This window comes from Roseovarius sp. D22-M7 (genome assembly GCF_037083785.1).
Lineage (GTDB): Bacteria > Pseudomonadota > Alphaproteobacteria > Rhodobacterales > Rhodobacteraceae > Roseovarius.
In genome coordinates, this window is record NZ_JBAPKY010000001.1 from 1 (window position 1) to 14,028 (window position 14,028).

At 66.3% G+C, this 14,028-nt stretch carries 10 protein-coding genes; 5 read left to right on the forward strand and 5 right to left on the reverse strand.

Translation table 11 applies throughout. The annotated features are described in order from the left end of the window. Positions 1-705: 705 nt before the first annotated feature. Together V8324_RS00005 and V8324_RS00010 are read right to left on the reverse strand one after the other, a co-directional pair. Entirely contained in the window at positions 706-2,712 is a 2,007-nt protein-coding gene (locus V8324_RS00005) for a CocE/NonD family hydrolase (RefSeq protein WP_336417854.1), read from the reverse strand. Between the two features lie 695 nt (positions 2,713-3,407). Continuing rightward, on the reverse strand, positions 3,408-4,295 hold the full coding sequence (locus V8324_RS00010; RefSeq protein ID WP_336417855.1) for a MurR/RpiR family transcriptional regulator: 888 nt from the start codon (positions 4,293-4,295) through the stop codon (positions 3,408-3,410). A 293-nt stretch (positions 4,296-4,588) separates the two neighbouring features. On the opposite strand from V8324_RS00010, the gene V8324_RS00015 reads away from it, so the two are divergent. From V8324_RS00015 to V8324_RS00035, 5 genes are all read left to right on the forward strand, one after another. Then, positions 4,589-5,182 carry a TRAP transporter small permease subunit gene (locus tag V8324_RS00015; protein WP_442970431.1) on the forward strand — a complete coding sequence of 198 codons (594 nt, stop codon included), beginning with the start codon at positions 4,589-4,591 and terminating at the stop codon, positions 5,180-5,182. After that, positions 5,172-6,494 carry a TRAP transporter large permease gene (locus V8324_RS00020; protein ID WP_336417857.1) on the forward strand — a complete coding sequence of 441 codons (1,323 nt, stop codon included), beginning with the start codon at positions 5,172-5,174 and terminating at the stop codon, positions 6,492-6,494. Before V8324_RS00015 ends, V8324_RS00020 begins: the two co-directional genes overlap by 11 nt. Positions 6,495-6,546: 52 nt before the next feature. Next, a complete protein-coding gene (locus V8324_RS00025; protein WP_336417858.1) occupies positions 6,547-7,581 on the forward strand; it encodes a TRAP transporter substrate-binding protein in 1,035 nt (344 codons plus the stop codon). A gap of 75 nt (positions 7,582-7,656) precedes the next feature. After that, positions 7,657-9,018: a glutamine synthetase family protein gene (locus V8324_RS00030; RefSeq protein WP_336417859.1), complete on the forward strand. Its 1,362-nt coding sequence runs from the start codon at positions 7,657-7,659 to the stop codon at positions 9,016-9,018. A 102-nt stretch (positions 9,019-9,120) separates the two neighbouring features. Continuing rightward, entirely contained in the window at positions 9,121-10,269 is a 1,149-nt protein-coding gene (locus V8324_RS00035) for an iron-containing alcohol dehydrogenase (RefSeq protein ID WP_336417860.1), read from the forward strand. A 300-nt stretch (positions 10,270-10,569) separates the two neighbouring features. Here V8324_RS00035 and V8324_RS00040 read toward each other — a convergent pair whose 3' ends face one another. Genes V8324_RS00040 through V8324_RS00050 form a run of 3 tightly spaced genes read right to left on the reverse strand, consistent with a single transcriptional unit; the run spans position 10,570 to position 14,026 of the window. Next, the gene (locus V8324_RS00040) at positions 10,570-12,165 is read right to left on the reverse strand and encodes a gamma-glutamyltransferase family protein (RefSeq protein WP_336417861.1); all 1,596 of its coding nucleotides are present in this window, start codon (positions 12,163-12,165) and stop codon (positions 10,570-10,572) included. 20 nt (positions 12,166-12,185) lie between these two features. Continuing rightward, on the reverse strand, positions 12,186-13,079 hold the full coding sequence (locus tag V8324_RS00045; protein ID WP_336417862.1) for an ABC transporter permease: 894 nt from the start codon (positions 13,077-13,079) through the stop codon (positions 12,186-12,188). Then, positions 13,079-14,026 (reverse strand): ABC transporter permease, encoded by a 948-nt coding sequence (locus V8324_RS00050; protein WP_336417863.1) that lies wholly within the window; start codon positions 14,024-14,026, stop codon positions 13,079-13,081. The genes V8324_RS00045 and V8324_RS00050 overlap by 1 nt, the downstream gene beginning before the upstream one ends. Positions 14,027-14,028: the final 2 nt, after the last annotated feature.

Consider the following 14,028-nt stretch of genomic DNA (forward strand, 5'->3'; position numbering starts at 1 on the left):
GCGATCCGGCCGCCGCCACTGCTCGCCATAAATGGCGTGGCGGGCAGTGGCTCCTTCATACCTCAGGAGCCGGGTTCAGTGTAAGACAAGCATCATCCCGGTGTTGGACTCAAATCAGACGCGGCAGTCCATGGCCGCGAACAGCCAAGAAGACTTGAAAGATCTGGCGAGGCACCGGTCACGCGCCGGATCCTGAGGACCTCCAGATGGCCAAGACGCCCTTTGCGATCAGATAGCTCGATCGCGCTGATAAAGCGTGAATGCCGGACACTTGACCTAAAACGCCCCATTACGGAAGATTACGAAAAAGCGCGGTGGCCGCCAGCCCCGGCCGCGCCCGGAGCTACGCCAAGGCGGTCAAAAGCTAAGGCCGTTGGTATTGGACCGTTTCGCGCCCATTCACCGTCGTCAAGGACCGGATATTCCATTTCAACCGTCGCAATTCCGAACGAACTGAAGTCCCATGACACCTCGCCTCGGATCGCCTTCTCACTGTGCACGAGGTAGCCAGAAGTCGCAGAAGGCGGGGCCGGGAAAGCTGCCGATCAGCTCGACGAGGACTGGTATCATTTGCGACAGGTGTGGTCGGTCATGGCGAGATCTTCGAGCCTGCCGGACCGCGGCGCAAGCGAATTGACACGGGCGACCGCGTCAATCTGCGCCTGATCTACCGTGCCAGATGCACGCGACCGCGTCGCAGCCGGGTCAGATGCCGTCGCGTGGCACCTGGACATCCCAGCAGCGTTCCAGAAACGGGCTGCCGCCTTCGAAGGCCCGCAGCCACGCCCGCACATGGAATTGGGTGGCGTCGCAGGTCACCTCGACATGTGTCTCGGTCCGGGTCTGCCAGTCGCCGCGGCCGACCTCGTAGATCCATCGCGTCTCCATCCGCGCCGACAACGGATCGTCGGGATGGATGTCCCACAGCTCGTCGATATGGCGTCCGGCCTCGATCCCGGTCGAGCCCTGGCGTTCGCGCCCGCCATCGGTGACGATACGCAGACGCCGCGTGCCGTCGGCGAAGGTCTGCTCCATGCGCTGCGAGGCGTCGGGGCGCAGCGTTTCCGAGCGTCCTTCGCGCGCGTCCTCGGGGGCCCCGAAGCGCGGCGCGTCCTCGTCGATCACCGGGCGCAGCGGAACCCGGAGACCAGAGGCCGCGCTGTCGAGATCGAGCGACAGCGGCGCGGCCGATGGCCAGATCATCGGCCAGTAGCTGGTCGACAGCGACAGCCGCAACCGGTGCCCGCGCGGCAGGTGACAGGCGATGTCGTTGAACCGCAGCACCGCGTCTACGGGCTGGCCGGGGATCATCGGATCGACCCGGTCATGCCCGCCCCGATGCGTCAGGTTGAGCACCCCCATGGTGATGAACGCGCTGGTGCCGTCGGGACGCAGATCGCACAGCCGCGCGACCACGAACCCTGTCGGCGCATAGGGCGTGACGCGTAGCGTCAGTTCAGCCGCGCCGACGATGTCGATGCCCTCCTCCAACGGCGCGCTGTCGAGGCTAAGCCCCGCTGCGTCATCCGTGCTCTGGTCATCGGCCATCTCGTAGAGATCGCGCAGCCCGGGGCAGAACCGCTGCCCTTGCGCCCCGAGTGTCTGCGGGCTGCCCACGCGCAAGACACCCTGCCCCAGCGTCTCGCCCAGGCCGGACTGCGACAGGGCAAGTTGCCAGGTCGTCAGCCGTGGCGAGGGCCAGTCCGCCTCGGCCGCCCACCGGCCCGGCCGGGTATCGATGCGGCGCGAGGGTTCCATCGAATCCATGATGAAGAAGCGGTAGGCGGGGATGTCCGCGACGCCGGTCTCGACACCTTGCAGCCAGTGATCGAACCATTGCTTGCATTCCTGAAGGAACCCGATGCGCGGTTCGGGATAGGCAGCGTTGGGGTATTTATGCGCCCACGGCCCGACCAGCCCGCGCACCGGCGCGTGCATCCCGGCCAGCGTGCGCGGCACCGCGTTGGAATAGGCATCGGCCCAGCCCCCCACGGCGAGGATTGCCGCCTTGACCGCGCCCCAGTTCTCGCAGACCGAGCCGTGTTTCCAGTAGGCGTCGCGCCGCTGGTGCTGCAGCCACGTGTCGAGCAGAAGCGGCTGACGCTCCAGCCGTTCGCGCCACATCTCGCGCCAACGGTCGCCGACGATCTCGGGGTCTGGCGGGCGCGAGGAATAGGCCAGCATCTGCGCGGCCCAACCGATATTCTCGGTCAGCATGCAGCCGCCCATGTAGTGGATGTCGTCGGCGTAGCGGTCGTCGGTGAAGCAGATCGTCACCGCGGCCTTCAGTGGCGCGGGCGCCAGTTCGGCCAGTTGCAGCCCGTTGAAGCCGCCCCACGAGATGCCGATCATGCCCAAGGCACCCGAACACCAGTCCTGACGGGCCAGCCATTCGATGACCTGCACCCCGTCGTCAAGCTCGGTGAGCGAGTATTCGTCGTCCATGAACCCCTCGGAATCGCCGTTGCCGCGAATGTCCACGCGCACCCCGGCATAGCCGTGGCGTGCGAACCAGGCATGGTGCAGCTCGTCGCGGGGCAAGGTGCCGTCGCGGCGGCGGTACGGCAGGTATTCCAGCACCACCGGGACCGGCGTCTCGCGCGCCGTGCGGGGCAGCCAGATGCGCGCCGCCAGCCGTGTGCCGTCGCGCATCTCGATCCAGACAGGGTCAAGGATCTCGTAGCGATCCGCCGCGGTTTCGGTCTGTGCCATGACTCTGCTCCTTCGGGGGTGTGTCGGGTTGCATAGAAGCCACAACCGCCCGCCGGGTGCAATTGCGCCCCGCATCGCTGACTGACGCGATGAGACGCGATGCCCGGATGTTTGTTCCGGCAAGCCACGCGCTTTAACCGCATCGTGCGCGCGGTATCGGTCTGGGCCTGTCGCAGCAAGGCGCCGCCGGTTGCAAGGTCCAAGGCCCATGTCAGGGCCAGGCGCGAGGCCGCATTCACCGGCGCGGACCAGTGCCGGGGCGTCATGCGCAAGGCGCCGATGGGGGCAATCTCCATCCCGTGGAAGACGACATCGACAGGATGATCTCCTGGCGCGCACGACGCGAGCATGCTTTTTTGGGCGCTCAAGCGCCGGTTCGGCCACATCAAGACACGCTGCCGGGGCCTCGCCAGTAACCGCACGCAGCTTTTCACACTGTTCGCGCGGGTCTTCGGGGCACCGGGGCACGCAGCCGCCGTGCTGCAGATCAGGCGCCGTGTGCATGGCCGCGAGCGACCAGATGCCAGACGATCGCAAAGCCCTTGCCCCGCGGGAGCCATCGACACACGCTCCGAAAGTCAGTGGTCGGGCAAAGAGTTCGGGGACATGACCACGCGGCCCGACACGCTCTGGCAGGCCGAGACCGCCTGCGAACGCCATATCTTCGGCAAACAGATCGACGATGGCAACTTGGGTCAGACCTTGCGAAACAGGCGCGTCATCTCGAACAGCCGGTCAAGCTGGTCGAAGCGGGCGCGCGCCCCGGGCCAGCATTCCTCTTGCGTGGCGGCGATCAGTGCCTCGGTCAAAGACAGCATGGCGATGTTCGACTCCCATGCCGACGGGATCTCGCCCCAGCAGTGAAAGGTCGCGTCGGCTAGGGTCGCGACCGGGCTGGCCCATTGGTCGGTGATCAGGATCGCCCGCACGCCCCGCGTCGACGCGATCTCTGCCAGCCGCAGGAGGTTGTCCTCGTAGCGGCGGATATCGAAGATCAGCAGCGTGTCGCCCGCCACCATGTCCAGCACGTAATGCGGCCAGGTCGCCGGCGCCGAGGTCAGATGCGTCACCCGCGGGCGGATCGCCTGGAAATGCGTGAAGGCGTATTCGGCCAGCGACCGCGTGATGCGCCCGCCGACGATGAAAAGCTGCGCGTCGCCGGCCAGCATCCGGGCGGCGGCGTCGAATCGCGCGGGGTCGATATTGGCGAAGGTCTGCGCGAGGTTCTGCGTCACGCTCCCTGCGAAGCGGTTGAGCATGTGCGTCGCCGGTGCCTCGGCCGTCCAGACGGCGCGGCGCGCGGTGGGGCCCGAGACCGAGGCCTGCAATTCCTCGAGCAGCGCCTGGTGGAATTGCGGATAGCCCTTGAAGCCCAGCTTCTGCACCATGCGCGCCACCACCGGTGCCGAGACGCCCGCGCCCTCGGCCGCGGCGGTGATCGAGGCGAGGCCGGCATTGGGATAATCCTCGACCAGCGCATTGGCGAACTTGCGCTCCGACCGGGTCAGGTCGTGATACCGTGTGCGGACAAGCTGCCGCACGGTCGGTCGGCCCGGGGATTTTGGCGGGGGGTCCTCGGTCACGGGAGTGCGGACCTTTCCTGGTTGAAACCTGGACAGGGAGCGCGGCGCAGGCGCAGCCTTTCTGCCGAAAACTCTGGAAAAATATTGACGAAAATCGGGTCCCGTGGAAACCTTTTTCCGAAAGGCGAGGGACAGCATGGGCGATCCGTATGGCAGGGTCTTGAAGATCGCGGACGCGACCGGACCGGTCGTGCTCGTCCGCGACCATACCCCGGACTGCAGTCCCGGCAGCCCTGACAGGCAGGATAATTCGTCGTCCCGTGATGGTGGCAGGGCGCAGGATGCGTAGCGCGATGCAGACCTACATCCGCGCCGTGAACGCCATGAACCGCGCCATTGGGCGCGTCGCGATGTATCTCATTTTCGTGCTGATGGGCGTGCTGATCTGGTCGTCGGTGTCCAAGACGGTGTTCTCGCCGTCGCTCTGGACGCTGGAGACCGCGCAATTCGTGATGGTGGCCTATTTCGTCTTGGGCGGTCCCTATTCGATCCAGCTGGGATCGAACGTGCGGATGGATCTGTTCTATGGCGACTGGTCGCCCCGCACCAAGGCGATGGTCGATGCCGTCACCATCCTGTTCCTGCTGTTCTATCTCGGGGTGCTTTTTACCGGGGCGATCAGTTCGACCGCCTACGCGCTCGGCTATTTCGGGATGGAGCCGTTCGCCTTCTTCGGCGACCTCGCGCTCACGCTGGTGACCGACGGCTGGGGGGCCGCCCGCGGCAAGCTGGGCTTTCTCGAGGTCAGCCCGACCGCGTGGCGACCGCCGCTGTGGCCGATAAAGATCGTGCTGTGCGTGGGCGTCTTGCTGATGATCCTGCAATGCGTGGCCGAGCTTTTCCGCGACATCGAGCGCCTGCGAGAGGACGCGTCGGATGTCGCATGAGATGATCGCCATCCTGATGTTTTCGGGCATGATGCTGATGCTGATGACCGGGCAGCGGGTGTTCGGCGCCATCGGCTTCGTCGGGGCGGTGGCGGCGCTGGCCTTGTGGGGCGCGGGCGGCGTCGAGGTGCCGTTCTCGGCCATGATGAAGCTGATGACATGGTATCCGCTGCTGACCCTGCCGATGTTCATCTTCATGGGCTATGTCCTGTCGGAGAGCCGGATCGCCGACGATCTCTACCGGATGTTCCATGTCTGGATGGGGCCGGTGCGCGGCGGTCTGGCGATCGGCACGATCGGGCTGATGGTGCTGATCTCGGCGATGAACGGGCTGAGCGTGGCGGGCATGGCCATCGGCGCGACCATCGCGCTGCCCGAACTGCTGCGCCGGGGCTATGACAAGATCATGGTGACGGGCGTGGTGCAGGCCGGATCGTCCCTGGGCATCCTCGTGCCGCCCTCGGTGGTGCTGGTGCTCTACGCGATGATCGCGCGGCAGCCGGTGGGGCAGTTGTGGCTGGCCGGCATGATCCCCGGGCTGATGATGGCAACGCTGTTCATCGTCTACATCTATATCCGCTGCAGGGTGCAGCCGCATCTGGGGCCGGTCCTGCCCGTGGCCGAGCGTGACGTGTCGCTGCCCGAAAAACTGCGGCTGCTGCGCGCCGGGCTGCTGCCGCTGGTGATCTTCGCGGTGATGATGGTGCCCTTCGTCCGGGGCTGGACCTCGCTGGTCGAGAGTTCCGCCGTCGGCGCGATCGCGGCGCTGCTCGCCGCGGTGCTGAAGCGGCGGATGACGCGGGCCGTGTTCGAGACCAGCGTGCGCAACACGCTGGGCATCACCTGCATGTTCATGTGGATCATCCTCGCCGCGCTGGGCTTCGGGGCGATCTTCGACGGGCTGGGGGCGGTGGGCGCCATCGAGGGGCTGTTCACCGAAACCCTCGACCTCAACCCGTGGTGGATCCTGATCCTCATGCAGCTCAGCTTCATCGTGATGGGCACGTTTCTCGACGACACCGCGATGCTGGTGATCGTGGCACCGCTTTATGTGCCGCTTGTCGGCGCGATGGGGTTCGATCTGATATGGTATGGTGTGCTATACACGATCACCACGCAGATCGCCTACATGACGCCGCCCTTCGGCTACAACCTGTTCCTGATGCGTGCCATGGCCCCGCCCGAGATCGGGCTGCGCGACATCTACCGCTCGATTTTGCCCTTCGTGGGCGTGATGCTGTTGGCGCTGACGCTGGTGATGGTCTTTCCGCAGATCGCACTTTGGCTGCCAGACCTCGTTTACGGAAGATAACCCCGACAAGAGCCCCGGCGAAGGGGCCATCATTTCAACAAGGAGAAAGATCATGACGACACGACGCAAGTTCATCACCACGGCCGGCGCCGGTGCGGTGGCAGCACCCCTGGCCGCACCGGCGCTGGCGCAATCGACGATCACCTGGCGGATGCAGACCTATGCCGGCGGCGCATTGGCCGAGCATGTGGTGAAACCGGCCATCGACACGTTCAACAAGATCGCCGGCGACCGCATGCAGATCGAGCTGTTCTATGCCGATCAGCTTGTGCCCACGGGCGAGCTGTTCCGCGCCATGCAGCGCGGCACCATCGACGCGGTGCAATCGGACGATGACAGCATGGCCAGCCCCACCGAGGTCACGGTTTTCGGCGGCTATTTCCCGTTCGGCTCGCGCTACAGCCTCGACGTGCCGGTGCTCTTCAACCAGTACGGCCTCAAGGAGATCTGGGACGCGGAATACGCGAAGGTCGGCGTCAAGCATATCAGCGCGGGCGCGTGGGATCCGTGCCATTTCGCCACCAAGGAGCCGATCCACAGCCTTGCCGATCTGGAAGGCAAGCGCGTCTTCACCTTCCCCACCGCGGGCCGCTTCCTGTCGCAGTTCGGCGTGGTGCCCGTCACCCTGCCATGGGAGGATATCGAGGTCGCCGTGCAGACCGGCGAGCTGGACGGCATCGCGTGGTCGGGGATCACCGAGGATTACACGGTGGGCTGGGCGGACGTGACCAACTACTTCCTGACCAACAACATCTCGGGCGCATGGGTCGGGCATTTCTTTGCCAACATGGGCCGCTGGGAAGAATTGCCCGAGGATCTGCAACTGCTGCTCGCCACCTGCATGGAGCAGTCGCATTACTACCGCCAGTGGTGGTACTGGGGCGGCGAGGCGCGGTTGCGCGTGCATGGCGAGAAGCTTGAACTGACGACCATCCCCGACGACGAATGGGCGACGGTGGAATCCGCCGCGCGCGAATTCTGGGACGAGATCGCCGCGCAATCGGAAACCAAGGCGCAGGTCGTGAAGATCTTCAAGCAGTACAATGCCGACATGGAAAAGGCCGGGCGCCCCTATCGCTACACCTGAGCGGGTCCTGAAAGACACATGAGGGGGCCTCGGGCGGGGGCCCCCTTTCCCCAAGCCTGAACGGAGCACGAGATCATGACAGCCCTGACCTTGGAGACGCTGAAAACCAGGGCCGCGAGCGGCGAGATCGACACGGTGCTGGTCTGTGGCGTGGACATGCAGGGCCGGCTGATCGGCAAGCGCTTTCACGTGGCGAATTTCCTCGAGGCCGGGTTCGAAGAGACGCATTGCTGCAACTACCTGCTCGCCACCGATCTGGAGATGGCGACCCCCGACGGCTATGCCGCGACAAGCTGGGCGGCGGGATACGGCGATTTCACGATGACACCCGATCTGGCGACGCTCTGCCCCGTGCCGTGGCTGGACGGCACGGCGCTGGTGATGTGCGATATCCTCGATCATCACAGCCACGCCCCGGTGCCGCATTCGCCGCGTCAGATCCTCAAGGCGCAGGTGGCGCGGGCCGAGGCCATGGGGTTCGTGCCGATGATGGCCACCGAACTGGAATTCTTCCTGTTCCGCACCTCCTATGACGCGATCCGCGCGAACGGGTATCGCGACCTGGACCCGCTGGTGAAATACAACCAGGATTACTCGATCCAGCTGAGCACCCGCGACGAGCACGTGATGCGCCCGGTGCGCAACGCGCTTCATGCCATGGGCATCCCTGTGGAAAACACCAAGGGCGAGGCCGAGATCGGCCAGGAGGAACTCAACATCCGCTACGGCGAGGCGCTGGCGGCCTGCGACCGGCACACGCTGGCCAAGCACGCGGTCAAGGAGATTGCCGAGCAGCATGGCCATGCCGCGACCTTCCTGCCGAAATGGCACGCCGACCGCGTCGGCAGCGCCGCGCATATCCACCAGTCGCTGTTCCGCGACGGCGCGAATGCGTTCCACGATCCCGCCGGCGATCACGGGATGTCGCAGACCATGCGTCATTACGTGGCCGGGCTGCTGAAATACGCGCCCGACTGCATGCTGCTGATGGCGCCCTATATCAACAGCTACAAACGCTTCGTGCCGGGCACCTTCGCACCCACCAAGGCCGCGTGGTCCGTGGACAACCGCACCGCGGGGTTCCGCCTCGTGGGCGAGGGCAGCCGGGCCGTGCGGATCGAGTGCCGGATCCCCGGGTCGGACATGAACCCCTACCTCGCCTGTGCGGCGCAACTGGCGGCGGGGCTTGCCGGGATCGAGGAAGCGCTCGACTTGGTCGGCCCGGCCCTGGGCGATCTCTACGGCATGGGCGACGTGCCCGACGTGCCGCACACGCTGGCGGCGGCGAGCGAGGCGTTCCGCGGCTCGCGCATGCTGCGCGCGGGTTTGGGCGACGCGGTGGTCGATCACTACACCCGTGCGGCGGAGGTCGAGCAGGAGGATTTCAACCGCGCCGTGACAGATTACGAGATCCAGCGCGGGTTCGAGCGGGCGTGAGGGCTGCGGGCCTTTGGATAGTGAGTATTTAGGGCAAGATGAAAAGGCCGGATGCGCTGTCGGGGCGTCCGGCCCGGACAGACACGGGAAAGAGGTGACGACATGACGACGCTAAGAGGCAACTGGTCCTACCCCACCGCCATCCGGTTCGGCGCGGGTCGGATCGCGGAACTGGCCGAGGCCTGCACGCATGCCGGCATCGCGCGCCCGCTGCTGGTCACCGACAAGGGGCTGGCACCGCTGCCGATCACCGCGCAGGTGCTGGACATCCTGCGCGCGGCGGGGATGGAGGCCGATGTTTTCTCCGAGGTCGATCCCAATCCAAACGAGTGTAATCTCGAAGCCGGTGTCGAGGCGTATCGCGCCGGGGGCCATGACGGGGTGATCGCCTTCGGCGGCGGCTCGGGACTCGATCTTGGCAAATGCGTGGCCTTCATGGCCGGTCAGACGCGCCCGGTCTGGGATTTCGAGGATATCGGCGACTGGTGGACGCGCGCCGATGCCAGCGCCATCGCGCCGATCATCGCGGTGCCCACCACCGCCGGCACCGGGTCGGAGGTGGGGCGCGCCGGGGTTCTGACCAATTCGGTGAGCCACGAGAAGAAGATCATCTTTCACCCCCGGATGCTGCCCGCAACGGTGATCTGCGATCCGGAACTGACGGTGGGCATGCCGAAAGCCATCACCGCCGGCACCGGCCTCGATGCCTTCGCGCATTGCGTCGAGGCGTTTTCCAGCCCGCATTACCATCCGATGAGCCAGGGGATCGCGCTGGAGGGGATGCGCCTGGTGATCGAGAACCTGCCCCGCGCCTATGACAGCCCCGACGATCTCGAGGCGCGCGCGCACATGATGAGCGCCGCGGCGATGGGGGCCACGGCTTTTCAGAAGGGCCTCGGCGCGATCCACGCGATGAGCCACCCGGTGGGCGCGCATTTCAACAGCCATCACGGCACGACGAACGCGGTCTGCATGCCTGCCGTCCTCGATTTCAACGCCGACGCGATCCGCCCGCGATTCGATCACGCGGCGTCCTACCTTGGGATCAAGGGCGGCTTTGACGGCGTCCGCGCCTTCGTCGACCGCTTCAATGCCCGCTTTGATGTCCCCATGGGCCTCTCCGCGTTCGGGGTTACCGCAGTGGCTATTCCGGACCTCGTCGCGGGCGCGCTCAAGGATCCGTCCTGCGGCGGCAATCCCGTGGCCCTGACCGAAGAGACGCTGACGGCCCTCTTCCGCGCCGCGTTATAACCCCCGCACGGGATGGAGCTTGCCAAAAAGGCGTTGATCGGGTCGTCCTCATCGACGCGGGCCAGCTTGTGCATCATCATGCAATAAACGAGGGTTCCCGCCAACGGGTGTTCCGGCCCAGGTCTTCATCTCGAAGAGTCCCGGCGCGATCTTCCGCCCGCATGCCTCCGCGGCCTTGTGTCACTCTCCGCGGGTACCATGGCAACCGTCTGGCCGCGCCGACCCGTTCGGTGCGCGTCACCCGCCTGTCACGCCGATAGACGCCGGACAATTCTCGCCACGGGCGGCCCGGTGCGTCGTTCAGAAACCGATCGCCTGACCGTCCTTGCGCGGGTCCGAGCCGGCGGCGTAGGCACCGCTCTCCAGCCGGTGCACGAGTTGCGCGCCGCCGAAGCCGAAGGCGGCGTCGGGCGTCTCGAGGGTGATCGAATGGCCGAAGCCCCGCAGGGCCGCGACCGTGCTGTCGGGCAGGGCGCTCTCGCAGGCGACTTCCAGCCCCTCGACCACCCGCCAGCGCGGCGCATCCGCGGCGGTCTGGACATCCTGCCCCCAAAGCTGCGTCCGCAGCGTCATCTGAAGGTGGCCCTGGGCCTGCATCGGCCCGCCCATCACCCCGAAGGACATCAGCGGCGCACCGCCGCGCATCAGGAAACCGGGGATGATCGTGTGGAAGGGCCGCTTGCCCGGACCGACCCGGTTGGGATGGCCCTCGGCAAGAGTGAAGCCGAAGCCGCGATTCTGCAGATGGATGCCGGTGCCGGGCACCACGACGCCCGAGCCGAAGCCGCTATAGTTCGACTGTATGAACGAGACCATCATGCCCGACGCGTCGGCCGCCGTGAGATACACCGTTCCGCCCTCGCGCGGGGCCCCGGATCCATGATCGGCCGCGCGTCCGGGATCGATCAGCGCCGCGCGCGCCTTGAGGTAGCCGGGATCGAGAAGGTGCTGCGCGCCGGTCTCGGTCATGGCGCCCGGATCCGCGACATAGGCTTCGGCATCGGCAAGCGCGAGCTTCATCGCCTCGATCATCAGATGGATGGCCTTCGGGTCGTCGGGACCGAGGTCGCGTACCCCGGTATGCGACAGCATCCCCAGGGCCATGCACGCCGCGATGCCCTGACCGTTCGGCGGGATCTCGTGCAGCGCCACATCGTCGAACTCTGCCGAGACCGTTCCGCACCAGTCGGGCACATTCGCCGCCATGTCGGCAACGGTCAAACAGCCGCCGTGCCGGCCGGCATCCGCGGCGATCCGTTCGGCCAGTTCACCGCGATAGAACGCCTCGCCTTTCGTCTCGGCGATGGCCCGCAGGCTGGCGGCCAGATCCGGATTTCGCACCCGCTCGCCGGCGACCGGCGCGCGGCCGCCGGGCATGAAATGCGCGGCAAAGCCCGGCTGATCGTGCAGCACCTCCGCCCCCCGCGCCCAGAGCGCGGCGATCACCGGCGAGAGCGTGAAACCCGCCTCGGCCAGTGCGATCGCGGGCTCGAACAGGCTGGCGAAGGGCAGTTTGCCGAAGCGGTCGGACAGGGCGACCCACCCGCCGACCGCGCCGGGCACGGTGACCGAGTCCCAGCCGCGTTCGGGCATGGCGTCGTGTCCCGCGAAACGCTCGGGCGTCCAGCCCGCCGGGGACCGGCCCGAGGCATTCAGCCCGTGCAGTTCTGCCCCGTCCCAGACGATCGCGAAGGCGTCCGATCCAAGACCGTTGCCCGTCGGCTCGACCACGGTGAGGGCGATGGCGGCGGCCAGCGCCGCGTCGACGGCGTTGCCGCCCTGGTGCAGCATCCTCAGGCCCGCCTCGGCCGCCAGCGGCTGGGACGTGGCCACGACGTTGTCGGCCAGCACCGCCGATCGCCGCGAACCATAGGGGGATGTTGCGGAAAATTGCATGTCTTGCTCCTTGGATGCGATCACAGGCTCTCGCGCACGTCGAAGACGTCGCGCAGCCAGTCACCGATGAAATTGATCGACAGCACCACCAGCATGATGGCGAGGCCGGGAAAGACGCCAAGCCACCACGCCTGGCTGATGAAGCCGCGCCCATCCGCGAGGATCAGCCCCCAGGTCGGTGTCGTCGCCTCGACTCCCAGCCCGAGGAACGACAGCGTCGCCTCGCCCAGGATCGCGTAGGAGACCGAGACCGTGCCCTGCACGATGATCGGGGCCATGGCACTGGGCAGGATATGGCGGAAGAGGATGCGCGCGTTGGAAAAGCCCATGGTACGGGCGGCGTCGACGAATTGTTCCTGCCGCAGGCTGAGCGTCATCGAGCGGGCGACACGGGCGAAATCGTCGATGAAGGCAAGCGAGATCGCCACGATGACGTTCACCAGGCCGGTGCCGAACACCGCGACGAGGTAGACGGCGATGATGAAATTCGGAAACGCCCATTGCAGGTCGATGTAGCGCATGATCACGAGGTCGATCCAGCCGCCGGAATATCCCGCGATCAGCCCGAGCGCGACGCCGATCACCAGCGCGATCAGCACCGTGGAAATGCCGATGAACAGCGAGATCTGCGTGCCGTGCAGGATCCGGCTGAGCAGGTCGCGCCCGAGATCGTCGGTGCCCAGCGGATGACCCAGCGAGGGCCCCGACATCATGTCCATTGTCATCGCGTTCGGATCGTAGGGCGACAGCCAGGGCGCGAACACCATTCCGAACAGGAACAGCCCCAGCACGACAAGCCCGAACTGCGCCTTGCGGTCATTGGCCAGCGAGGCGCGCAGGCGCGAGCGCCGCCGCGTGGGCATCGGGTCGGCGGCGGTCGCCGTGTCGTCGGGGCTTATCAGGCTGTCGCTCATCAGGAATACCGGATGCGCGGATCGAGCACGCCGTAAAGCAGGTCGACCAGCAGGTTGGAGAACACGAAGAAGGCCGAGACGACCAGAACCGCGCCCTGCACCACCGGGTAGTCGCGGTTGAGGATACCGTTGATCAGCACCCGCCCCAGCCCCTTGATCGAGAACACGTTCTCGACCACCACAGCGCCCGAGATCAGCAGGGCGAAGGCGATGCCCACCACGGTGATGACCGGGATCATCGCGTTGGGCAGGGCATGCGACCACATGATCATCCGCGGGGTCAGTCCCTTGGCGGCGGCGGTGCGCATGTAGTCGGCTTTCAGCACCTCCAGCAGCGAGGACCGGATCATCCGGGCGATGATCGCCGAGAACGCCGTGCCGACCGCGATCGCCGGCAGGATCAGGTGCTCCAGCCACGGCCAGAACCCTTCCGACAGCGGCACGTAACCGATGGCGGGCAGCCATTGCAGGTTCGCAGCGAAGACGATGATCAGCATGATCGCCAGCCAGAAATCCGGCATCGACAGCCCGAGGAAGGCCACGAAGGACACGCCCGTGTCGACCGGCGTGTTGCGCCGCGTCGCCGACAGGATCCCCGCCGGCACCGCGATGACGATGGCGATCACGAAGGCGATTCCGGCCAGCGACAGGGTCCGCGGCAGCGCCTCGGCAAGAATCGTCCTGACGGGCTGGTTGTTGCCGTAAAGCGAGTTGCCGAAATCGCCCTGGAACATGTTCCCGAGCCAGTAAAGGTACTGCATGAAGACCGGCTTGTCGAAACCGAACTTGGTGCGCAGGGCGGCCTCGGCCTCGGCGCTGCCGGCATCCGCCAGCATCGCCGCGACCGGGTCGCCCGGCACGAGGCGGAGCATGAAGAACACGAGCGTCGCCACGGCCCACATCACGAGGACCGTGCCGATCAGTCGCCTGAGAAGATATCCGCTCATCG

Bases quoted from the DNA above. Each gene is read 5' to 3' on its own strand.
- V8324_RS00005 (WP_336417854.1), bottom strand. From the start codon at position 2,712: ATGGCACAGACCGAAACCGCGGCGGATCGCTACGAGATCCTTGACCCT.
- V8324_RS00015 (WP_442970431.1), top strand. From the start codon at position 4,589: ATGCAGACCTACATCCGCGCCGTGAACGCCATGAACCGCGCCATTGGG.
- V8324_RS00020 (WP_336417857.1), top strand. From the start codon at position 5,172: ATGTCGCATGAGATGATCGCCATCCTGATGTTTTCGGGCATGATGCTG.
- V8324_RS00025 (WP_336417858.1), top strand. From the start codon at position 6,547: ATGACGACACGACGCAAGTTCATCACCACGGCCGGCGCCGGTGCGGTG.
- V8324_RS00030 (WP_336417859.1), top strand. From the start codon at position 7,657: ATGACAGCCCTGACCTTGGAGACGCTGAAAACCAGGGCCGCGAGCGGC.
- V8324_RS00035 (WP_336417860.1), top strand. From the start codon at position 9,121: ATGACGACGCTAAGAGGCAACTGGTCCTACCCCACCGCCATCCGGTTC.
- V8324_RS00040 (WP_336417861.1), bottom strand. From the start codon at position 12,165: ATGCAATTTTCCGCAACATCCCCCTATGGTTCGCGGCGATCGGCGGTG.
- V8324_RS00045 (WP_336417862.1), bottom strand. From the start codon at position 13,079: ATGAGCGACAGCCTGATAAGCCCCGACGACACGGCGACCGCCGCCGAC.
- V8324_RS00050 (WP_336417863.1), bottom strand. From the start codon at position 14,026: ATGAGCGGATATCTTCTCAGGCGACTGATCGGCACGGTCCTCGTGATG.